The sequence below is a fragment of the Modestobacter sp. DSM 44400 genome (assembly GCF_900107175.1).
Lineage (GTDB): Bacteria > Actinomycetota > Actinomycetes > Mycobacteriales > Geodermatophilaceae > Modestobacter.
In genome coordinates, this window is sequence record NZ_FNOZ01000058.1 from 1 (window position 1) to 20,713 (window position 20,713).

19 protein-coding genes and 2 pseudogenes are annotated in these 20,713 nt (G+C 70.5%); 12 read left to right on the top strand and 9 right to left on the bottom strand.

The window, feature by feature from the left end:
- The 5 genes and pseudogenes from BLW04_RS21845 to BLW04_RS21870 all read left to right on the top strand — a co-directional run.
- A pseudogene (locus BLW04_RS21845) lies at window positions 1-267 on the top strand (IS256 family transposase); the annotation flags it as partial.
- Window positions 268-316: 49 nt separating this feature from the next.
- Entirely contained in the window at window positions 317-586 is a 270-nt protein-coding gene (locus tag BLW04_RS21850; protein ID WP_256375503.1) for a VOC family protein, read from the top strand.
- A 1,417-nt stretch (window positions 587-2,003) separates the two neighbouring features.
- Window positions 2,004-2,213: a helix-turn-helix transcriptional regulator gene (locus tag BLW04_RS21860; protein ID WP_091547392.1), complete on the top strand. Its 210-nt coding sequence runs from the start codon at window positions 2,004-2,006 to the stop codon at window positions 2,211-2,213.
- 178 nt (window positions 2,214-2,391) lie between these two features.
- Window positions 2,392-3,681 (top strand): hypothetical protein, encoded by a 1,290-nt coding sequence (locus BLW04_RS28815; RefSeq protein ID WP_254781877.1) that lies wholly within the window; start codon window positions 2,392-2,394, stop codon window positions 3,679-3,681.
- A 102-nt stretch (window positions 3,682-3,783) separates the two neighbouring features.
- On the top strand, window positions 3,784-3,984 hold the full coding sequence (locus BLW04_RS21870) for a hypothetical protein (RefSeq protein ID WP_091547394.1): 201 nt from the start codon (window positions 3,784-3,786) through the stop codon (window positions 3,982-3,984).
- 46 nt (window positions 3,985-4,030) lie between these two features.
- Here BLW04_RS21870 and BLW04_RS21875 read toward each other — a convergent pair whose 3' ends face one another.
- On the bottom strand, window positions 4,031-5,512 hold the full coding sequence (locus tag BLW04_RS21875) for a PucR family transcriptional regulator (protein ID WP_254781880.1): 1,482 nt from the start codon (window positions 5,510-5,512) through the stop codon (window positions 4,031-4,033).
- A 165-nt stretch (window positions 5,513-5,677) separates the two neighbouring features.
- On the opposite strand from BLW04_RS21875, the gene BLW04_RS21880 reads away from it, so the two are divergent.
- From BLW04_RS21880 to BLW04_RS21900, 5 genes are all read left to right on the top strand, one after another.
- Window positions 5,678-6,571 carry an FAD binding domain-containing protein gene (locus tag BLW04_RS21880; RefSeq protein ID WP_217631182.1) on the top strand — a complete coding sequence of 298 codons (894 nt, stop codon included), beginning with the start codon at window positions 5,678-5,680 and terminating at the stop codon, window positions 6,569-6,571.
- Between the two features lie 84 nt (window positions 6,572-6,655).
- Window positions 6,656-7,168, top strand: a complete 513-nt coding sequence (locus BLW04_RS21885; protein ID WP_091547399.1) for a (2Fe-2S)-binding protein — start codon at window positions 6,656-6,658, stop codon at window positions 7,166-7,168.
- Between the two features lie 37 nt (window positions 7,169-7,205).
- On the top strand, window positions 7,206-9,512 hold the full coding sequence (locus BLW04_RS21890; RefSeq protein WP_175484198.1) for a xanthine dehydrogenase family protein molybdopterin-binding subunit: 2,307 nt from the start codon (window positions 7,206-7,208) through the stop codon (window positions 9,510-9,512).
- 4 nt (window positions 9,513-9,516) lie between these two features.
- Window positions 9,517-10,947 (top strand): amidohydrolase family protein, encoded by a 1,431-nt coding sequence (locus BLW04_RS21895; RefSeq protein ID WP_254781878.1) that lies wholly within the window; start codon window positions 9,517-9,519, stop codon window positions 10,945-10,947.
- A gap of 567 nt (window positions 10,948-11,514) precedes the next feature.
- Entirely contained in the window at window positions 11,515-12,357 is an 843-nt protein-coding gene (locus BLW04_RS21900) for an alpha/beta fold hydrolase (protein WP_091547404.1), read from the top strand.
- A gap of 82 nt (window positions 12,358-12,439) precedes the next feature.
- Here BLW04_RS21900 and BLW04_RS21905 read toward each other — a convergent pair whose 3' ends face one another.
- Together BLW04_RS21905 and BLW04_RS21910 are read right to left on the bottom strand one after the other, a co-directional pair.
- Window positions 12,440-13,423 carry an ABC transporter substrate-binding protein gene (locus BLW04_RS21905; RefSeq protein ID WP_139306955.1) on the bottom strand — a complete coding sequence of 328 codons (984 nt, stop codon included), beginning with the start codon at window positions 13,421-13,423 and terminating at the stop codon, window positions 12,440-12,442.
- Window positions 13,424-13,476: 53 nt separating this feature from the next.
- Window positions 13,477-15,123: a flavin-containing monooxygenase gene (locus BLW04_RS21910; RefSeq protein ID WP_091547409.1), complete on the bottom strand. Its 1,647-nt coding sequence runs from the start codon at window positions 15,121-15,123 to the stop codon at window positions 13,477-13,479.
- Window positions 15,124-15,280: 157 nt separating this feature from the next.
- On the opposite strand from BLW04_RS21910, the gene BLW04_RS21915 reads away from it, so the two are divergent.
- Window positions 15,281-16,090: an IclR family transcriptional regulator gene (locus BLW04_RS21915; RefSeq protein ID WP_254781879.1), complete on the top strand. Its 810-nt coding sequence runs from the start codon at window positions 15,281-15,283 to the stop codon at window positions 16,088-16,090.
- A 119-nt stretch (window positions 16,091-16,209) separates the two neighbouring features.
- Here BLW04_RS21915 and BLW04_RS21920 read toward each other — a convergent pair whose 3' ends face one another.
- The 4 genes from BLW04_RS21920 to BLW04_RS21935 form a co-directional block, all read right to left on the bottom strand.
- The gene (locus BLW04_RS21920) at window positions 16,210-17,013 is read right to left on the bottom strand and encodes an ABC transporter ATP-binding protein (RefSeq protein ID WP_091547414.1); all 804 of its coding nucleotides are present in this window, start codon (window positions 17,011-17,013) and stop codon (window positions 16,210-16,212) included.
- Between the two features lie 28 nt (window positions 17,014-17,041).
- Window positions 17,042-17,818, bottom strand: a complete 777-nt coding sequence (locus tag BLW04_RS21925; protein ID WP_091547416.1) for an ABC transporter permease — start codon at window positions 17,816-17,818, stop codon at window positions 17,042-17,044.
- Complete coding sequence (locus BLW04_RS21930) at window positions 17,815-18,582, bottom strand: ABC transporter permease (protein ID WP_091547428.1); 768 nt, start codon at window positions 18,580-18,582, stop codon at window positions 17,815-17,817. Before BLW04_RS21930 ends, BLW04_RS21925 begins: the two co-directional genes overlap by 4 nt.
- Window positions 18,583-18,674: 92 nt before the next feature.
- Window positions 18,675-18,962, bottom strand: a complete 288-nt coding sequence (locus BLW04_RS21935; protein WP_091547418.1) for a substrate-binding domain-containing protein — start codon at window positions 18,960-18,962, stop codon at window positions 18,675-18,677.
- Window positions 18,963-19,656: 694 nt separating this feature from the next.
- Here BLW04_RS21935 and BLW04_RS26195 point away from each other — a divergent pair.
- On the top strand, window positions 19,657-19,938 hold the full coding sequence (locus BLW04_RS26195) for a hypothetical protein (protein WP_139306957.1): 282 nt from the start codon (window positions 19,657-19,659) through the stop codon (window positions 19,936-19,938).
- A 177-nt stretch (window positions 19,939-20,115) separates the two neighbouring features.
- On the opposite strand, the pseudogene BLW04_RS21940 reads toward BLW04_RS26195, so the two are convergent.
- Both BLW04_RS21940 and BLW04_RS21945 read right to left on the bottom strand, forming a co-directional pair.
- Window positions 20,116-20,367, bottom strand: a pseudogene (locus tag BLW04_RS21940) (tyrosine-type recombinase/integrase); the annotation flags it as partial.
- A 33-nt stretch (window positions 20,368-20,400) separates the two neighbouring features.
- Window positions 20,401-20,713 (bottom strand): transposase (locus BLW04_RS21945; protein WP_139306958.1); only part of this gene is annotated, 313 nt, incomplete at its 5' end.

Genomic DNA, 20,713 nt, shown 5'->3' on the forward strand with positions numbered 1-20,713 from the left:
CCCACCCTGGCCCGATCGATGCGGTCGACGAACATGATCGAGTCGATGATCTCCATCTGCCGGGATCACGCCGGCAACGTCAAGCGCTGGCGCGACGGGCAGATGGCGCTGCGCTGGTGCGCCGCCGGGATGGTCGAGGCCGGCAAGCAGTTCCGCCGCGTCAACGGCCACCTCCACCTGCCCGTGCTACGCACCGCCCTCGAGCAGGCCACCACCGCAACCGTCCTACCCGCCGTGCATGATGAGCCCGTCAGCAACGCCGCCTAGTTGATCAACGGGCCGCCACCGAAGTTCCACGGAACTCGGGACATCCTCGCTGCGGCCGCCCGACGGAGGGTCCCGGCTGGAGCTTGCGAGCTTCGTGACGCCCGACCACGTGCCCGGGTCGCCCACAGCGATGGCCAACGAGCTTGGCCTGCGTAACGTGTCCTTCGAAGTCGGCGACCTTGAGGCGGCTGTCGATGCGGTGGCAGCCGACGGGTACGGGCTCGTCGGCGGCATCGGCGAATACGAGAACAGCGTGCGGATGGCCTACGTGCGTGGGCCTGAAGGGATCATCGTGTCCCTGTTCGAGCAGATTGGCTGATGGGCCTGTGCGTTGCCGACCTGTCTCAATCCACCGCCAATGACTGTCAAGTGCGAGATGCCCGGCGCCCAAAGTGACGGTCATTCCGCCCGTGCGCGGAACCGCGGCGGGCGTAACAGGGCTACCCGAGCTTCCTGAGTCTCAGCTGATCTTGACGGTACCGTTTGATGCCCCGTCACCGGGCGGGGCCCGCAGACGATCCCGTGCGGGTGCCCGTCCTGCTCGCCGATCCGCTCGTGCAAGGCTGCGATCTTCGCTGCCCGAGCGGCGTCGGCCGCTTCCACCTGCGCGGCGCTGAGGTGGGCGCGCTTGCCCTTGCCGGTGCGACTGCTGCTCGTTGTGCTGCTGGTGCTGGTCATCTGGACCCTTCCGGAACTGGAGCCGAAGCCGGTACGGGAGGGACCACGGAACGGGTGTCCTGCCACCATTCCCCCGGCCCGTCCGGCACAGAGCTCTGCTCAGGGGCCGGGAGCGATGGCGGGGGACGACCGGACCAAGACTGCTTCCGCAGCGAAGCGCCCGAAGGGCGGAAGGATCTTGGTCCGGTCGGGAGGAGGCGGCGCGGGAGGTCCCTACGCTGAGCTGCCGGACGGGGTCGGGGGATCAGCAAGCGCAGCCCCGCCGCAGGTGGACCTTGACGACGGCGCAGCCGGCGCCACGCGCAGCGTGGCCCGAAGGGTGCTCCTGGCCTGGCACAACGGCCGCGGCGCGACGACGTCGGCGGCGCCCCCACCGGTCAGGGAGCCTCGATCACCCGACACGTCGCGGAGGCCCGGTAGCGGACCGACAACAGGCCCCGCCGTCTCGCCGTGTCCCGGGTGCGGTGTCCAGCGCCATGAGTGGAGCGTGGCCAGGTCAGCGCCCACCCGAGGGCGTCCGTCCGGATGTTGTGGACGAGGAGCGGTTGTCCACAGGGACCAATTGCGCAGGAGCGCCTCGATGCTCGCGGCCTGCATGGACTGGCTGGAGGACGACTGAGGAACCCCACGTCAGCGGCGGACCTCCAGTTGGCCGTTGACACCCTGTGGGCACGCGGGTCCCTCGACTCTCGTCGGCCTACCGGAGAGCGGCTTCAGAAGCGCCTGCGGCGCAAATCGGTCAGGGACAGCGTCGCGGAGGACAACCGGGCATCGGCCGGAGAGGAACTGGAGGCGGTCCCGCGAGACTGCTTATCGGGGCGGGGCCGAACCCAGCCGCAGGACCGGTGGGGCTGTCCGCCGGCTGTCCCGGCGCCGACCCACGGCGTGGGGAGGTGAACGGCTTCCATGGCTGGCCTTGAGACGCGTCAGCGGCGCGACTACGGGAGAACAACCCGGAGAGAGTCAGACAAGGCTGGCTGTGAAGTGTCACCACCGGGCCCGAAATGACGCCTTCTGTGGTGAAGGCACCGCCCACCACTGACCCCCGGGAGCCAGCCATGCCCAATCCCACCGCCGACCACGAGCCCGAGTTGCTCCCCATCACCGAAGCTGCGGATGTGCTCCGCGCGCCTGTCGCCACCCTCCGGTATTGGCGGCACCTCGGCGCAGGCCCGAAGAGCTTCCGGCTCGGCCGGCGCGTCCTCTACCGCCGCGCCGACCTGCGGACCTGGATCGACGCACAAGCAGACCAGTCCCGGCGCCGATAGCCCCCGCCTCCGGAGCGGCTGGACTGGCACGGGGCCGCTTCGGACTCCGGGCACACGGTGGGACCTTGTGGCCAGCCCCGTTTGTGCACAATGACGGGTCATCCACACAAGCCAAACGGGACAGGCCTCGGCAGCGCCGGAACGGCGACGCTGCTTCCACGCACCGAGAGGAGGAGCGATGGGATGGATAGGCCCGGTCGTGGACGACCAGGAGCATGAAGGCTGGGTGGTGCCGTTGTTCGCCGACGGCGCGCAAGGCGCCGGCGCCAGCAGCGCCCGCGGTGTGCTGGTGGCTCGCCGACCCGACCACGGGCCGTGCAATGGCGACCGGGTGCGGCTGACCTGCCGCGGCGGCTCCATCGCCGAGGGCGTCTGGCAGGACGGCACGGTCATCCGCGGCGACGGGATCGTGCACCCCCGCACCAGCGGCGAGGTTGGCCTGGAGGTGGTCGACCAGGCGGAGGAGTGGCGCCCGGACGCCGCGGTCGTCGGCTGGGTCGCCGGCTGCACTTGCGGCTGGCGCGGTACTCCCTGGACCCGGGTGCCCCGACCGGAGCTGGCCGACCCCGCTGCGCGGCGGCTCGCCACCGCAGGCCCGTGGGCCGATCTGGAGGCCGCCGACGAGAACCGGGGGAGACAGGAATGGCGCCGCCACATCGCCGGATGGGAAGCCCTGGAGGACGTGGAACAGGCCGCCGCCCGGCAGGCCGCCGCCGCCCGCGCGCTGGACGAGACGGTGCGCGCTGCACTCGCGGCCGGTGCCTCGTGGGTCGACATCGGCCGGGTCACCGGCATGACCGGCCCCGGACGGAGCGACGAAACCGCGGCGGGGCGGCGCACCGTGCTCGTCGTCGACCTCGACGGCGAGCCGCTGGCGCCGTTGCGCGCCCTGGAGGAAATCCTGCTGTGCCTGGGCATGTGGGAGGACGACGACCGGCGGGCTCCGGGCACCGGCACCGAGCCGCTGCGGGTGCCGGCGCCGCTGGCCGGCCGGGTCGCCCTCGCCGCCGTGCAGCGCCTGCTCACCGCCCTGGCGCCCACCCAGTCCCGGAGACCCGGGTGCGGCCGGCTGCTCGCCCCGGACGGCCGCTACGAGCACGCGCCGCTGACCGTGCTCACCCTGCCCGCCGCCGACATCAACGTCCTCTCCGCCACCGCGGACGCACTCGGCCACCCTCGGCTAAACCCCGAGATCGCCGACCTGGCCAGTACCTTCGCCGAGCAGCTCGGCAGCGGCTACCGCCGGACCGACCGCACAGACCTGGTCTCGCTCCTCGCACGGCTGGCCTGCCTGCTCGACCTCGCCCCCACCGACGACACCCGACTGCTCATCGCCCGGCTGCGGGCCACCCCGCCCGGTACCGACTGTGTGCTCAGCGACGCCGAGGAAGCCGCCCACGCCCGCACCGCCGACCGCATGAACCACATGTGGGCGCACGGCTCGAGCATCGACCGCTACCTCTACTGAACCCGTAGCACGAGTATGACCATCGTCGCTCGCGCTCGAGGACCTCCACGGACCCCCGGGAACGCGGGTGGGTATCCCCAGCCATTGGGTAGTGCGGAGACCATGCAGATCGACAAGGAACAGGTAGTGGAGCTTCTGCGCTCGAAGGGGGAAGAGCAGAGGGTCGAGCAGGCCGAGCGGGAGCTGCCCGACCAGATGGACACGGACGAGCATGCGGACCTGCTGTCCGGCTACGGTCTCGGGCCTCAGGAACTCATTGCGAAGCTGGGCGGCGGCCCTCTCGGCGGACTGACCGGCCGCTGAGGCGACGCCGAGCGGACGGCCCTAGCCGTAGCTGCGGCAGCTCGGCTCAGCCCGCCGACTCATCGAGGGCAATCGCGAGAACCAGGGCCGTGTGCCGGTGCGGCGTGGAGATGTCGCCGATCAGCTCCTCGATTCGCTGCAGTCGGCCGTAGAGGGTCTGGCGTCGCAGCCGCAGCGCCTGCGCCGTCTGCACCTTCGACGAGGCTTGGGCCAGGTACACCCGCAGCGTTCGCACCAGCTCACTGCCGTGCGCTGCGTCGTAGTCGAGCAGCCTGCCGATCTCCTCCTGCACCAGCTGGCGGGCCAGCGGCTCGTCACTGACGCCGGCGAGCAGCAGCCGGGCCGTCATGCCCGCCGCCGACACCACCCGGTCACCGTCGCTGGTGAGTGCCTGCGCTGCCCGGGCGCGGGCAATCGACCGGTCGACGTCTTCCAGCCTGCCGACCACCGTCCCGGCGACCACCCGTGCGGACGGTGGTCCGAGCGCGTCCACGGCGCGTAGCACCGCACTCGCGGCCGCGGTCACCGCGGACGTGCGGAGGACGGCGACGACGTCCTCCCCAACGTCGGCGACGAGGGCCGTGCCGGGTGCCAGTGCGCCCGCCACCGCCCGGACGACGGCATCGGGTTCGGCCGCCGGAAGGTCGGTGATGACGAGCGCCGCGTACCGGCCGTCGGCCGTAAAAGGCAGCCCCAGCACGCGGGCACGGGCCACCAGCTCGCCCGGCGCCCGCCAGCGCCGCTCGGTGAGGTCGTCGACCAGCTGGCGCCGCCGGACGTCGAGGTCGGCGCCGGCGGCCGAGCGGAGCAGCGCGAGACCGAGCGCCTCGGCGCCGTAGCCGCACGCCGCGGGGACGAGCGGGTCGTCCGCGCGGGCGGGCGGCAGCACGGCCACGTGCCCCCAGAGGCGGTCGAGCAGGACGACGTCTCGGCGGGCCACCGGCCGGCCGCGCCATCCTGACCCGTCCGGCCCCCCGCCCGCCGCGGCAACCAGCGCGCCCTCGGCGGTGGTGACGACGACCGGGGCGGACACCAGGTCGGACAACACGATGGTGAGCTCCTGGGGGCCGGCCCCGTCGAGCAGCGCATCGGTCAGCACCTGCCGGACGTCCCGCCCGCTGCGCGCCGTTCCGGTCGCGCGTTCCAGGATCGTGGTCTGCACCTGCTCGGTGATCTCGACGAACGGCACGACCTCGCGCAGGACGAGCAGCGGCAGCCCGTGCTCGGCGCACGCGTCGACGAGCGCGCGCGGAGGCTCGGGGAACGTCCAGCCCAGCTCCAGCGCTAGGGCGGCCACCCCCCGCGCGGCCAGCGCCGCGACATAGGCGGCCTCACCCACCGCACCGCGCCCGGTGATCCCGAGGCCGGTGGTGAGGAGCATCTCCCCTCCCCTGAGCAGGTACGCCGCCTCGGCCAGCTCACTGGTGTGCACCCAGCGCACCGGGCGGTCGAGCAGCTCCGCGCCGACCAGCACCTGCGGGTCCGCGCGGCGAAGGACGTCGAGGGCGAGCACCTCGGCGAGTGTCATCGTCACGCCGCCGACCTCAGCAGGCGGGGGACGAAACGTCCAGTTGCAGGCACGCAGAGTGCACCACAACGTCCGTGGCGCTGGCCCGGGAAAGTGCGGACGATGACCCTTCTCGGGAGTCGGCGTCAGGGCAGTCGGCACTGACGGAGAGCAGGAGGCAGGCCCGTGAAACCAGCTCCGTTCGACTACCTCGCACCGGCTGACATCGAGGAGACCCTCGACGTCCTGCGGGAGTACGGCGACGAGGCGAAGGTGCTCGCCGGCGGTCAGAGCCTCGTGCCGATGCTGAACTTCCGGCTGGCCCGACCGGCCGTGCTGGTCGACCTCAACCAGGTGGCCGGGCTCGACGGGATCCAGGCCGAGGACGGGGCGTTGCGCATCGGCGCGACCACCCGGCAGCGCTCCCTCGAGCGCCATCTCTCCTCCCGGCCGGCCGGCGGCCCGCAGGACCTGCTGCGGCAGGCGCTCGGGTACATCGGGCATCCGCAGATCCGCGCCCGGGGGACGGTCGGCGGCAGTCTGGCCCATGCCGACCCGGCGGCGGAGCTGCCCGCCGCGGTCAGCGCGCTGGGCGCCACCCTCGTGATCCGGAACGCCGAGGGAACGAGGGAGGTCGCCCCGGACGAGTTCTTCGAAGGCTTCTTCACCACCTCCCTCGCCGCCGAGGAACTGCTCACCGAGATCCGCGTCCCACCGTGGCCGGGGAGCACCCGCGGCGCCTTCCTCGAGGTCAGCCGCCGCCGGGGCGACTTCGCGCAGGTCGCGGTCGCCGCGGTGGTGACCGTGGCCGACGGCCGGATCACCCGGGCGGGGCTCGCCCTCGCCGGAGCCGCGCCGCGCACCGTGCAGGCGTACAGCGTCGTCGACGGGCTGGTCGGTTCCGAGCCCGACGCGGGGGTCATCGCCGAGCTGGCCGGGAATTTCGCGGCCGAGCTCGACCCACCGCCGGACACCCACGGGCCGGCGGAGTACCGGCGCCACCTGGCCCGGCACCTGCTGCAGCGGGCGATCGCCCAGGCCGCCGGGCTCGCCGGGCCCCGCGCGGCCTCGGCCGCCTGACCCCGGACCGACAGCGCACCCCGGACATTCAGGCCGGACCGACGAGCAGGCCGGGCGACGACCGGCCGGGAGAGCGAGCTTGCGATGGACGTCGACGAACGCACGACGGCCGACCATGTCGGCCTGCGGGAGAAGACGATCACGGTGACGGTCAACGGGGACTCGTACCAGCGGACGGTCCCGGTCCGGCGCTCCCTGGTCGACTTCCTCCGCGAGGACCTCGGCCTGACCGGTTCGCACGTGGGCTGCGAGCAGGGCGTGTGCGGCGCGTGCACCGTCCTCCTGGACGGCGAGCCGATCCGCGCCTGCCTGATGTTCGCCGTGCAGGCCGACGGGAACGAGCTGACCACGGTGGAGGGGCTCGCCTCGGGCGAGGAGCTGCACCCCATCCAGCAGGCGTTCTGGGACCACCACGGCCTGCAGTGCGGGTTCTGCACCCCCGGCTTCCTGCTCACGACCTACGACTTCCTGCGCGAGAAGCACGGGGCGACCGAGCCGGAGATCCGGGAGGCGCTGTCAGGAAACCTGTGCCGGTGCACCGGCTACCAGGGCATCGTGCGCTCGGTCCAGGCGGCCGACGAGACGTGGGAGCGCTGACATGGGCGTGAAGATGGTTGGAGCGAGTGTCCGGCGCATGGAGGACCCGCGGCTGCTGCGGGGCGAGGCTGCCTTCGTCGACGACATCCGGCTCCCCGGGGTGCTGCACATGGCGGTGTTGCGCAGCCCGCACGCGCACGCACGCCTCCTGTCGGTGGACGTGCGCGCGGCACGGGAGCTGCCGGGTGTCGTCGACGCCTTTTCCGCCGCCGACCTCGGGGCCGAGCCGCCGGGTATCCCGTTCTTCTACAACCCGGCGTCCTTCCGCCCGGCACCGCAGTACCCGCTGGCCACCGACACCGTCCGATACGTCGGCGAGGGCGTCGCGGTCGTCGTCGCGGAGAGCCGGCACCTCGCGGAGGACGCCCTCGAGCTCATCGAGGTCGACTACGAGCCCCTCGAGGCGGTGGTCGACGCCTACGCCGCCATCCAGCCCGGCGCTCCGGTGCTGCACGAGAACGCCCCCGACAACGTGGCGGCAACGATGGTCTACGAGAGCGGCGACGTCGAGGCCGCCTTCGCAGGCGCTGATCGAGTCATCAGCAAGCGGCTGGACATGCAGCGCTACACCGGCATCCCGATGGAGACCCGCGGCGTGGTCGGGCACCGCGATGCCGTCACGGCAGAGATGACGATCTGGGCCTCCACCCAGTGGCCGCACACGATGCGCACCGTCCTGGCGGGAATGCTCGCCGTCCCGGCCCGCTCGATCCGGGTCATCACGCCCGACATCGGCGGCGGCTTCGGGATCAAGGCCGACTTCTATCCCGAAGACTTCCTGGTGCCTTTCGCCGCCGGACGGGTCGGCCGGCCGGTGAAGTGGATCGAGGACCGCAACGAGCACTTCCTGACCATCGCCCACTCGCGGGAGCAGATCCACGAGGTGGAGATCGCCCTGCGGGACGACGGCACGATCCTCGGCCTGCGGGCCCGGCACATCACCGACTGCGGGGCCTACCAGAGACCGCTCGGGCTGGTGAACGCCTCCCTGGCCGCGACGAGTCTCGCCGGCATCTACCGGGTGCCTGCGCTACGGGTGGAGGCGGTGTGCGCCTCCACGAACAAGGCGCCGGCATCGGCCTATCGCGGTGCCGGCGCACCGGAGGCCACCTTCGCGCGCGAGCGCCTGCTGGACATCGTCGCCCGTGAACTGGGCATGGACCGAGCCGAGCTCCGCCGCAAGAACCTGCTCACCCCCGAGGAGATGCCCTACGACACCGGGCTCGTCTCACTGGAAGCTGCCGTGATCCTGGACAGCGGGAGCTTCCCGGCCGCCTTCGAGCAGGCGCTGGACATGGCCGACTACGCCGGCTTCGCCGCACGCCAGCAGGCGGCCCGCGAGGAGGGCCGGCTCATCGGCATGGGCATCTGCGTCTATCACCAGCTGACCGGCACCGGCCCGTTCGAGGGGGGCAGCGTGCGGGTGGACCCGACCGGCGAGGTCACGATCAACTCCGGTGCCGCTCCGCAGGGTCAGGGCACTGCCACGATGTTGGCGCAGATCGCCGCCGACGAGCTGCAGGTGCCGCACGACACCATCAAGGTCGTCTTCGGGGACACCGGCCGGCTGGCGCACGGCATGGGCACCTACGCCAGCCGGAACGCGGTCATGGCCGGTACCGCGGTGGTGATGGCCTCGACGAAGGTGCGGGAGAAGGCACTGGCCCTGGCCGCTCACCTCGTGGAGGCCGACCCGTCCGACATGGTGCTCGAGGACGGCTACGCGCACGTCAAGGGCGTACCCACTACGCGGGTGAGCTGGGCGGAGATCGCGGCCGCGGCGACCCCAGGCGGCAACCGGCCGGAGGGGATGGAGCCGGACCTGGAGTCGGTGCAGTACTTCGAGAACATGGCCGCCCCCTACTCCTACGGGATCCACATCGCCGAGGTGGAGGTCGACCCGGACACCGGGGTCACGACGGTCGGCCGGTACGTCGTCGTCAACGACGCCGGGACCATCGTGAACCCCCGCAACGCCGAGGGGCAGATCGCCGGCGGGGTGGCGCAGGGGCTCGGCGGCGCGCTGATGGAGGAGCTGGTGTACGGCCCGGACGGGCAGCCGCAGTCGACGTCCTTCCTCGACTACCTGATCCCGGGCAGCCTGGACGTCCCCGACGTCGAGATCGGACACCTGGAGACGAAGTCCCCGCTGAACCCGCTGGGCGTCAAGGGCATGGGCGAGGGTGGCGCGATCGGCGGGCACTCCGCGGTGGCCAACGCCGTTGCCGACGCCATCGAGCACCTCGGCTGCACCGTCACCCGCACGCCGCTCAAGCCGGCGACGGTCTGGGAGCTGATGCGATCGACAGGTGCCGCGCCGGCCGGTGCCGGTACGACGGCGTGACGGCGTGACGAGGCACTCCGCCGCGGGTGGGGACGGTTCGCCTCCCGTCACCGTGCTGTCCGGTGGCACCGTGATCACGATGGACGGCGCCCGACAGGTGCTGACTGGCGGGGCGGTGGCCTTCACCGACTCCATCCTCGCCGTCGGGCCCTCCGCCGAGGTGCTCGCCGCCCATCCGGACGCCGACGTCGTCGACTGTTCGGGGCGGGCGGTGCTGCCGGGATTCGTCAACACCCACACCCACCTGTTCCAGACCCTGCTCAAGGGGCTGGGCGACGACCGGGTGCTGTCCGACTGGTTCCTGACGATGACGGGGCCGTCCGCGGTGGAGCTGACGCCGGAGGACTGCTACGCCGGAGCGCTGCACGGGTGCGCGGAGGCGCTGACCACCGGGACGACGACGCTGGTCGACTTCATGTACGTGCACCCGCGGCCCGGCCTCGGCGACGCGGTGGCCGCAGCGATGTCCGAGGTCGGCATCCGCGGGGTGATGGCACGGGGATACATGACGGCGGGCGCCGACGTCGGGGCGCCGCCGGAGCTGATCCAGCCGCTGGACGTGGCCCTGGCCGACGCCGAACGGCTCATCGGCGAGTGGAACGTCCCCGGCTCAAGGGTCGCCGTGGGGCTGGCGCCATGCATGAGCTGGACGGTGGACGAGGCGACGCTGCGGGAGACGCGCGCGCTGGCCGACCGCAGCGGGGCGCTCGTGACCATGCACCTGGCGGAGTCGCCGTTCGACGTCGCGGAGTCCGTCCGCCGGTTCGGGGTTCGGGACGTCCCCTTTGCAGCCGACACCGGATTGCTCGGCCCGGACCTGCTGGCCGTGCACTGCGTGCAGGTGGACGGGCAGGACCTCGACCTGATCCAGAAGTCGGACACGAAGGTGTCGCACAACCCCTGCTCCAACCTCTACCTCGGGTCGGGCTTCGCGCCCGTTCCGGCGATGCAGCGGCGCGGGATCACCGTGGGCCTGGCCTCCGACGGCCCGGCGTCGTCGTCGAACCACTCGATGCTCCAGGCGATGAAGTTCGCCGCCCTCCTGCACAAGGGGGTGCATCGCGACCCGGAGATCATGACGGCGGAGAAGGCGCTGGAGATGGCGACCATCGACGGCGCCCGGGCACTGGGCCTCGAGGCGTCGATCGGCTCCCTGGAGACGGGCAAGCGCGCCGATCTCGTCGTCCTGGACATGTCGAACCTCTGCGTGACGCCGGTGCACGCGGCAGTGTCGTCGCTGGTCTACAGCCAGCGCGGAGACGAGGTGGAGCGGGTCTACGTCGACGGCCGGCTGGTGGTAGACGGCGGGGCGCTGGCCACGGTCGACGAGGAGGAGGTCCGGTCCCGCTCCTCTGCGGCGGCCGCCGGTCTGGCGGCGAGGGCCGGAACCGACCGGCTCGCCGACAGGGACTGGCGGTCGCTGGTCGGCGCCTGACCCGACACGACGATCACGCGGTAGCCGTCACACACCACGCCAGCGGGCTTGACCCCGCGCGGTCCACCCCCAGTCCGCAGAACGTCCGTTCTGGCCCGTCGACCGCCAACCATGACAAGTGACGTTCCCGCAGGTCACGCGCGCGTTGGACGTTGTGGCCGCAGGTCAGCGGACCAGTTCAAATCATGTCCGGGATGACGCCGGTGGTCGCGTATGGCGGCTCCCGTCCGGACCGAAGCTCTGACATTCGCACCGGCGCGGCCCTTTCGCAGCCGGACGCCTCAAGCGCACGGACCACACTGCCAGGGCGGCTGGTGGGGTTCACTCGTAACCACTGTGGTTCATTTCGCAGGCCAGACGGGAGCGCGGTCGTGAGCGAACGACCCGGAAATGCCGGGAACATGGTCGTTTGGCCATCAGCGTGGCACCGTCCTGAGGCTGCCTAACGATCTCCTTGCGACCGGAGGTCGGTCGCGTCTCGCTGCATGAGAAAGCGGGGAGCGCCGCCCTGCTTCGCCATCGAGACTGCGCCGGACCAGCTGACGACAGGCCAGGAGGAATGCGGACATGTCCGGGCACATCGAAAAGATCTCGGCGCGGGAGGTCCACGCGGGGGGTTTCCGGACCCGCTACTGGGAGGCCGGCGATCCCACGGCGCCTCCGGTCGTGCTGCTGCACGACGGCGCATGGGGGGCCGACGGCTACGTGACCTGGGCCGACGTCATGGCCGACCTCGCCGCCGACTATCACGTCGTCGCTCCGGACCTGCTGGGCTTCGGGGGCACGGACAAGGTGGTCTTTCTCGATCGCCCGCCCTACCCCTTCCGCATCGCCCACGTCGGAGCGTTCTGCCGGGCCATCGGGCTCAGTGATCCCGCGCACTTCGTTGGCACGTCAATCGGGGGATCGATGGTGATGCGCGCCGCACACGTCACCGACTGGGAGATGGCGTCGGTCACCAGCATCGGCGGCACCGGCGGCCCCTGGCGGCTCGAGATCGGCAAGCAGGTGCTCACCGAGCTGGAACCCGGTCGCGGGTACATCGAGCGGGTCGTTGAGCTGCTGACCAACGACATCACCGGCTTCGATGACAACATCGACCGGCGCCTGGGCAACAGCCTTCTGTCGGGTCATTACGGGGCGATGGTCGCCTTGCGGCTGCAGCATCCCGCCGCACCCCGCGAGGTCCGGATCGACGACTACCCGGCCAGCCTGGCCTCGGCGCGCTGCCCGGTCACCGCCGTGGAGATGAGCCGGGACCGGCTGATGGAGCCCGGCTGGACGGCGCACGTGAAGGCGGCCGCTCGCCAGGTGGAGGTCATCCACATGGACGGTCCGCACTGCCCCAACCTGACCGCGCCGGCCGCGACCGCCGAGATGCTCCGCGGGATCTTCGACCGCGCCGCCTGACAGGACGACGGCCGCCACCTCCGACGAGACCGGAGCCCCCACCCTACGGGCCGGGGCTCCGGTGTGTGGGCGCTCGGTCGCCCTACTGGACGATCAGCTGTTTCACGTCCACCTCATCGTCGATGAAGCCGTACTTCCGCATGAGCTCCTCCACCTGGCTGATGTCCTCGAGGTGGCTCTCGACTGCGAAGTTGATCGGGTTCAACTGGGCAGCGACCTCGGGGGGCAGCTTTGTGTAGGTCGGCACGATCTTGGCGACCATGGAGGGGTCCTTGTCCACCATCTGCATGGCGGCGTCCATGGCCCGGGTGAAGGCGGCGACGGTGTTCGGATTCTGTGCCGCGAACTGCGTGGACGTGCCCCAGCCGGCGACCGGGAGGTCCTCGGTCGGGCCGGAGAAGACGTCCAGTACCTCGACGCCCTGCATGGTATTGCTGGCGATCGTCACGAACGGCTCGGCCAGCCAGGCGGCGTCGACGTTCCCGGCCTTGAGGGCGCCGAGCATGTCCGGCGGGGGCAGCTCCACGAACTGCACGCTGTTTGGGTCCACGCCGCTGTTTTCCAGCGCCGCCCGGGTGGTCAGCTCCATGATGTTGCCGAGCCCGTTGATGGCCACCTTCTTGCCCTTGAGGTCGGCCGGTTTGGTGATTCCGGTGTCCGGGAGCGTGTAGATCGCCTGCGGCCCGGGACGGTCGTTCTCCCGAACCATCTTCAGCGGCAGCCCCTCGGACGCCGCCTGGACCACCGACACGTAGTTCGTGTAGACGAAGTCGAGGTCTCCGGACACCAGCCCGGCCACCAGGCCCGCGCCACCGCCGGTGCCCACCTGCGGCGTGACTGTCAGCCCCTCCTTCTTGAACAATCCTTGGTCGACTGCGATGTATAGAGCCGCCACCTCGGCGAACGGCTGCACTCCGACGGTGAGCTCGGTCTTCTCAGGTGCGCCGTCCCCGCTGCCTGACGACGGAGCTGCGGACTCGTCGGAGCCGCCGCAGGCCGCGAGGGACAGGGTGCACAGGGCGGTAGCCAGCGCCATCGCGGCCTGAGCCCGGAGTGAATTTTTCACGGATTCCTCTTCTTTTGTCTCGGATGGATCACGAAGTGGTGCGAGCGGCGCGCTCAGCTGAGGACGAAGCCCTCGTAGTCTTTGGCCGCCACGTCGTCGGCCTTCTGGCGGTAGGTCCCGACACCGCCGACGTAGGGCATGAAGACCCGCGGCTTGCCGGGGGTGTTCGCGCCGAAGAACCAGGAGTTGGGCGACCGGGGGTAGAGCGTCTGCTCGGCCACCTCGTTGACGTGCTCGATCCACTGCTGCTCGGCTTCTTCGGTCGCCTCGGCCCGTGAGAGGCCGCGCAGCGTCACCTGCTCGATCAACGTGGTGATCCACTCCACGTGCTGCTCGATGCTGTTCACCATGTTGCTGAACACGGACGGGCTTCCGGGGCCTGCGACGATGAAGAGGTTCGGGAAGCCGGCCGGCGCGACGCCCAGGTAGCTGCGCGGGCCGTGCGCCCACTTCTCGCGCAGGCTGTGCCCGCCGGCCCCGGTGATGTCGATCTTCAGCATGGACCCGGTCATGGCATCGAAGCCGGTTGCGAAGACGATGACGTCCACGTCGTAGCGGGCGTCGGCCGTGGCCAGCCCGGTAGGCGTGGTCCGCTCGATGGGCGCCGTCCGGACGTCGACCAGGGTCACGTTGTCCCAGTTGTATGTCTCGTAGTAGCCGGTGCCCGAGCAGAGCCGCTTGGTGCCGAAGTGGAAACCGCGCGGGGTGAGCTTCTCGGCGACCTCGGGGTCCTGCACGATTTCGCGGATCTTCCCGCGGACGAATTCCGCGCACTCCTCGTTGGCCGCCGGGTCGCTGAGGATGTCGGAGAACGCCCGCATCATGTAGAGCCCGCCGAGCTGCCAGCGCAGCTCGAACTCCGCGAGACGCTCCTCCGCGGAGACCTCCATGGCCTTCTTCGGGTTGGACAGCTGGTTGTGCCCGAAGCCGGAAAGCCGCGCGAACGCCCGACGCTCGGGGTACTCCGCTTTCCACTGCCGCTCGACTTCCTCGATCATGGCGTGGTTCTGCGCGGGCATGCAGAAGTTCGGAGTGCGCTGGAAGACCGTCAGGTGTTCTGCCTGCTCGGCCACGATCGGGATCAGCTGGGTGCCGGAGGAGCCGGTGCCGATTACCGCGACCCGCTTGCCGGTGACGTCCACGCCTTCGTGGGGCCAGTCCCCGGTGTGGTACCAGTCTCCCTCGAAGTCCTCGAGTCCGTCGATCGCCGGAACTTGGGCCACCGAGAGGACGCCGGTGGCCAGCACGCAGAAGCGGGCCGACACCGCTTCGCCGTCCTCGGTCCGGACCAGCCAGCGCGACGTGTCATCGTCGAAGGTGGCGCTGACGACCCGGGCGTCGCACCGGATGTCCCGTCGCAGGTCGAAGCGCTCCGCGACATGGTGGATGTAGCGGAGCAGCTCCGGCTGGGAGGCGTAGCGCTCGGTCCAGTGCCAGTCCTGCTGCAGCTCGTCGTCGAACGAGTAGGAGTAGTCCAAGCTCTCGATGTCGCACCGGGCACCGGGGTAGCGGTTGTGGAACCAGGTGCCACCGATGTCACTGCCGGCCTCGAACACCTGCACGGTGAACCCGAGCTTGCGCAGCCGGTGGAGCGCGTAAACCCCGCCGAACCCGGCCCCCACCACGACCACGTCCAGCTCCCGCACGGGCTCGTCCTCGACTCCCACAATGTGCGTGTGCACCCGCTGGTCGTTGCTCATCCGCTCTCCCCACCGCCGTCGCGTCACCTGGCCCGCCTGCCTGGCGTGCTCCTTGGATGGACCGACTGTGCGGGCTGCGCGTGATGCAGACCACGAGCGTTCTCGCAACGTGAGAAAAGTGCCGTGCGTTGGGTCACAGCCGGGCGACGATGTGCGGGTGAAAGCCGTGGTCAGGGACGAGTCGGATGCGGGCGGGTCGCCGCCCCGGGAGAGCCTGCTGAGCCGCGCCGTCCGGATCCTGGAGGCCTTCGACGCCGGCCATCCCAGCCTGCCGGTCGCTGCCATCGCCCGGCGCGCGGACATCCCTGTGCCGACGACGTACCGCCTCGTCGGTGACCTGGTCGACCTGGGTCTGCTGGAACGCGGGTCGGACCGCCGGGTTCGCGTCGGGGTGCGGATGTGGGAGTTGGCCTCCCGGTCGTCTGAGGCGGTAAGCCTGCGGGACGTCGCCATTCCCTTCATGGACGACCTGCACGCCGCCGTCCGCCAGCACACTCAGCTGGCCGTACTGGAGGGCGCCGAAGTTCTTTACCTGGAGCGCAAGTCCGCCCGTGGCGCAGAGGCAGCGAACATCACCCGGACGGCCAGCCGGCTCCCCTGGCATGCCTGCTCATCGGGGCTCGCGCTGGTTGCTCACACGTCGGTCACCGCGCAAGAGATGTTGCTCTCCGCCCGACTGGAGCAGCTGACGTCGCTCACCGTGACGGACCCGGCGGAGCTGCGCAGGCAGCTGGCGGAGACGCGCTACCGCGGCTATGCCGCCGTGCACGGTTCGGTACACGAGCAGGCGGCCGGCGTCGCCGTCCCGATCCAGGGCCCAGACGACCAAGTGGTCGCGGCACTGTCGGTCATCGTCCCGAACGAGGAAGGCCGCGTCGCGCCCGTGGTCCCTGCCCTCCTGACCACGGCACGGGGCATCAGACGGGCCCTCGCCGCCGGGCACGTGCCGGCCGATCGCCCGGTGTAGCCGCTACCAGGCTGGCGCGCAGCCCCCTCTCTGCCAGGGCGCGAGAGGTTTGCGGGCGCGCGCTCCGGGCCCGGTCCCGGGATCGGCGGCGCTCAGTGGGCCTCGGCGTTCCGAGCGACTCAGCCGACGCCGGCGGGAGCAACGGACTCCTTGTCGACGGCCGGCTTGACGCGATGGATCTGCTCGTAGACTCGCGCCCGCAGCTCGGCGAAGCGTGGCGAGGACCGGGTGGTGAGCTGGTCACGCTGGTCGGGCAGGTCGATGGCGAGGTCGTCTCGGATGACCGTCGGCGAGTTGGACAGGATCAGCACCCGCTGACCCAGGTAGACCGCCTCGTCGATGTCGTGGGTGACGAACAGCGTGGTGACCTGGAACTTGTGCCACAGATCGCGGATCAGGTCCTCGAGGTCAGCACGAGTCTGGGCGTCGACCGCCGCGAACGGCTCGTCCATCAGCAGCACGTGCGGCTCGTAGGCCACTGCCCGCGCGATCGCAACGCGCTGCTGCATGCCGCCCGACAGCTGCCACGGGTAGGCCCCGTGCGCCTCGGCGAGCCCGACGGCCGCAAGGGACTCCTCGACCAGCTCGCTCCGTCGCGTGGCCGGCAGCTTCTTCTGCTTCAGCGGCAGCTCGACGTTTTCCCGGACGGTCATCCAGGGGAAGAGGCTGCGGCCGTACTCCTGGAAGACGACGGCCATGCCCGGCGGTGGACCCTGGACCCGCTTGCCCTCCAGGAGCACCTCACCGGACGTCGGGTCCAATAGGCCCGACATGATCTTGAGCAGGGTCGTTTTGCCGCACCCGGACGGCCCGACGAGACAGGCGAGCTCCCCGGCCTGGAGAGTGAACGTCAGGTCGCGCACCGCCTCGACCGTACGGTCCCTGCTCTCGTACACCTTCTTGATGCCACGGACGTCCAGCATGGGGAAGCCTTCCGGTGAGTCGAGACGATCAGGAGGAGCGCTGGGCGCGGCGCAGGCCGTGGTACCAGGCGAGCTGGCGGTTCTCCACGATCCGGAACAGGACGGCCAGCAGGAAGCCGAGCAAGCCGAGCATCAACATGCCCGCCCACGTCTCGGCGATGGCGAAGCTGCGCTGAGCCTGCACGACCGCGAACCCGAGACCGTTCGACGCCGCGAACAGCTCGCTGATGACCATGAGGATGATCGCGACGGACAGGCCCTGGCGCAGGCCCGCGAAGATCTGCGGACTCGCGGCGGGGAGCACCAGCTTGCGCAGGCGGGCGCTATCGGTGATGCCGTAGGTCCGCGCCGTGTCGCTCAGGACGCTGTCGACTGCGCGGACGCCCTCGACCGTGTTCAGCAGGATCGGCCACATGCACCCGAAGGCGATCACGACGATCTTCATCCCGTCGCCAATGCCCAAGAACAGCATGAAGATCGGCACGAGCACCGGCGGCGGGATGGCCCGGAAGAACTCCAGCACCGGCTCCAGGACGCCCCGCACGGTCCGCGAGGTCCCGATGAGGACGCCCAAGGAGACCGCCAACACCACCGCCAGCAGGTAGCCGGCCAGCAGCCGCAGCACGCTGGGGACGACGTCGGCGGCCAGCCGCGGCCCGAACCACTCGTCCACGAGGCTCTCCAGGATCTTGGAAAGAGGCGGGAAGAAGAAGTCGACGCTGTTCGCGCTGGCGAACCACCAGGCGGCGAGCAGCACGATGGGCAGACCGAACATCAGCCCGACCCGACGCAGGATCCCGGTCATGCGGGCAGCTCCCCACGCTGGGACGGGTGCCAGGACAGTGCCCGGCGTTCGATGACCCGGAAGACGACGTTGACGAGCACGCCGAGGATTCCGGTAACGACCACGATCGCGTAGCTCGTCGCGATAGCGCCGCCGCTCTGCGCGGTGGCCAGCAGCTTTCCTAGACCCGGGTTGCCGATGACCAGCTCGGAGGTGACCGCGAGGATCAGCGCCACGGCGGCGGCCAGGCGCAAGCCGGTCATGACGTAAGGCAGCGCAGTCGGCCAAATAAGGTACCTGACCCGGGCCCACCGACCCAGCCCGTAGGCGCGGGCGGTGTCCTGGGCGACCGGATCGACGTCCTGCACGCCGTAGAGCACCTGGATCAGCACCTGCCAGAAGGACGCGTACACGACAAGGAGCAGCTTGCTCTCGATGTCGGTACCGAAGAGCAGGATGGCGATGGGGATGAGCGCCACCGACGGGATGGGGCGGAGGAACTCGATCGTCGAGGCCGTGAGCTCCCGGGTGAAACGCGAGCTGCCGATCAGGATGCCCAGCACGACGCCGGCCACTGCGGCGATTGCCAGGCCGAGTGCCCAGCCCTGGAGGGTGTCGAGCACCGCCGTCCAGAATTCTCCCTGCCCGACCAGGTCGGCCAGCGCCGATCCGATCCCCGACGACGTCGGGAAGTACTCGCGGGGCACGACGCCGATGCGCGGGAGGATCTCCACCAGCGCCACCAGCGCGACCAGGCCGAACAGGCCGAGGACCGCCTGAGGCATGCTCCGGCGCCGAGGCGCACGTGGCAGGGCCGCCGTGTCGCTCACGGGCGCGGTGGAACCTCCGGCGGGGGACACCACGGCCGGGCTGCCGCTCACGCGAGGAGCTCGTCCAAGTTGCGCTCCTCCGAGAGCAGTCCGTCGTCGACGGCCAACTGCGCGAGGCGCTCGACGGACGCCTGGTTGTTCTTGGTGGGCCACGCCGGAAGGATCATTCCGGCGATCACCGCCTCGTGGATCTCGGTGTAGTTGCTCAGGACCGCGCGTGTCTCGTCCTCGTGCTCGGACGCGTACTCGAGCGACTGCTCCAGCGCCGCGGTGAACCGCACGGCGTCGTCCTTGACCCCCGAGATGTGCGTGTGCACTCGCTGGTCGTTGCCCATCCGTCGCCTTCCCACCGCCGTCGCGTTACCCGACCCGTCTGCCTGGCGCGCTCCTTCGATCGACCGACTGTGCGGGCTGCGCGTGATGCAGACCACGAGCCTTCTCGCCCGGTGAGAAAAAACCGTGTGCCCGATCACAGCAGGACCGACGACCGCCCATGGACGTGTGGTGAGGGCCGAGCCGGATGCGGGTGGCGCGCGACGCCCCACGAGAACCTGCCGAGCCGCGCAGTCTGAATCTGGGCGCGCTCAGCCACTTGCGCGGCATCGTCCGGGCGATACTCGCCGGTCGCGTTGAGGAAGCCCGTACTTGGGGCAGCGCCTTCGCCCGCCTGTCCAGGGAGGGCAGGACCATCACAGTCGGCCACCTCCACTGGCCTGTGCCATGGAGATGGCGACCCGTCCGGCGCTATGAGCCGTACGGCGACCGCGTCGCCTCGAGCTGACGAGTCAGGGGCCTCGCCTCCGACTGCTGGCCTCGCCAAAGTCCCCTGTCCCTTATTGGGCCGCTCAGGCCACGGCGGGACTCCGTTTCAAGTCGCCGGGCGGTGCCAGAGCGGGTCCGCGGCTGCGTTGTGGAACGAGCCCGGGTGCGGCAAGTCGGGACCGGAACGTGAGGCGCGGGAGCCTAGCCTCAAGCCTTGTGGATGTTGACGCTGAAGAGGCAGCGGCATGCGCCGTCTGCGGCCGTCGCATGCTCGACGTCGACGGCGGCGCTGACTGGCTGCATCTGGAAGTCACTCGCGGTGAACTGCCAGAGGCACCCGAGTACGTCGACGCCAGCTTCTGCACGCAGGCTCATGCCGCTGAGTGGTTGTCACGGCCGCTGCCACCCCCGCCGCCGTCCGTCGCCATGCGTGCGGATTGGCGTGAACGGCTCTTTGGGGTCGCCTTCGCACTCTGCGCTGTTTGGGCAGTGGGCCTGATGCTGTTGGGCGCCTATGCCCTCGTACGCCTACTCGGCGGCTGGGACTGATTCCTCGCGGACGCGTATGCCAGGTGTCTCTTAGTGGGCCGCTTTGAGACAGCCAGCGGCCAATGGGCAGCGCAGGTGCAGCGACGGGACGCCGTGCGTCACGGCAGTTGCAGCCGCTTCGCTGCACGGGTAAGCGAAAACCTGAGCACGTAGTTCGACCTCGTCCGAGACGGGCGGTCAGGTCGCGGTGCCCTCCGCCTGACGCAGCGCGGGCAGAGCGGCAACAGCACCCGCGGCGCGGCGAGCGGCCGCGCCGGCGGCGCGCGCTACGTCCATGGCGTCGGCAACCTCGTCGAGCTGATCGGCCAGCAGGTGTCCGTACAGGTCCAGGGTCATGGTCGCCGACTGGTGCCCCAGCATCGTCTGGACCACCTTGACGTTCGCTCCACTGGCGATGGCCAGCGAGGCGGCGGTGTGCCGGAGCGCGTGCGGCGTGAGCCCCTCTAGGGCGTGTCTCCTGGATCATGTCGTGAGCCAGATGATCATGCTGGCGAGGACGATCCCGGCGCGGTAGTTGACGGCTTTCTTGTCGTAGCGGGTGGCGATGCCGCGCCACTGCTTGAGGCGGTTGAAGGCCCGCTCGACGATGTTGCGGCCCTTGTAGGCGTCTTTGTCGAATGCGTACGGGCGGCCTCCGGTGCGGCCGCGTCGGGTCCGGTTGGCGAGCTGGTCGGCGCGTTCGGGGATCGTGACGACGATGCCTCGGTCGGCCAGCAGAGCCCGGTTGGCCCGAGAGGAGTAGCCCTTGTCGCCCAGCAGATGTTCCGGTGTCGTG

What these genes read in the sequence shown, in the direction of transcription:
- BLW04_RS28815 (WP_254781877.1), top strand. Translation starts at nt 2,392, where the DNA reads ATGGGATGGATAGGCCCGGTCGTGGACGACCAGGAGCATGAAGGCTGG.
- BLW04_RS21875 (WP_254781880.1), bottom strand. Translation starts at nt 5,512, where the DNA reads ATGACACTCGCCGAGGTGCTCGCCCTCGACGTCCTTCGCCGCGCGGAC.
- BLW04_RS21925 (WP_091547416.1), bottom strand. Translation starts at nt 17,818, where the DNA reads ATGACCGGGATCCTGCGTCGGGTCGGGCTGATGTTCGGTCTGCCCATC.
- BLW04_RS21870 (WP_091547394.1), top strand. Translation starts at nt 3,784, where the DNA reads ATGCAGATCGACAAGGAACAGGTAGTGGAGCTTCTGCGCTCGAAGGGG.
- BLW04_RS21930 (WP_091547428.1), bottom strand. Translation starts at nt 18,582, where the DNA reads ATGCCTCAGGCGGTCCTCGGCCTGTTCGGCCTGGTCGCGCTGGTGGCG.
- BLW04_RS21935 (WP_091547418.1), bottom strand. Translation starts at nt 18,962, where the DNA reads ATGGGCAACGACCAGCGAGTGCACACGCACATCTCGGGGGTCAAGGAC.
- BLW04_RS21885 (WP_091547399.1), top strand. Translation starts at nt 6,656, where the DNA reads ATGGACGTCGACGAACGCACGACGGCCGACCATGTCGGCCTGCGGGAG.
- BLW04_RS21910 (WP_091547409.1), bottom strand. Translation starts at nt 15,123, where the DNA reads ATGAGCAACGACCAGCGGGTGCACACGCACATTGTGGGAGTCGAGGAC.
- BLW04_RS21890 (WP_175484198.1), top strand. Translation starts at nt 7,206, where the DNA reads ATGGAGGACCCGCGGCTGCTGCGGGGCGAGGCTGCCTTCGTCGACGAC.
- BLW04_RS21900 (WP_091547404.1), top strand. Translation starts at nt 11,515, where the DNA reads ATGTCCGGGCACATCGAAAAGATCTCGGCGCGGGAGGTCCACGCGGGG.
- BLW04_RS21860 (WP_091547392.1), top strand. Translation starts at nt 2,004, where the DNA reads ATGCCCAATCCCACCGCCGACCACGAGCCCGAGTTGCTCCCCATCACC.
- BLW04_RS21920 (WP_091547414.1), bottom strand. Translation starts at nt 17,013, where the DNA reads ATGCTGGACGTCCGTGGCATCAAGAAGGTGTACGAGAGCAGGGACCGT.
- BLW04_RS26195 (WP_139306957.1), top strand. Translation starts at nt 19,657, where the DNA reads ATGCTCGACGTCGACGGCGGCGCTGACTGGCTGCATCTGGAAGTCACT.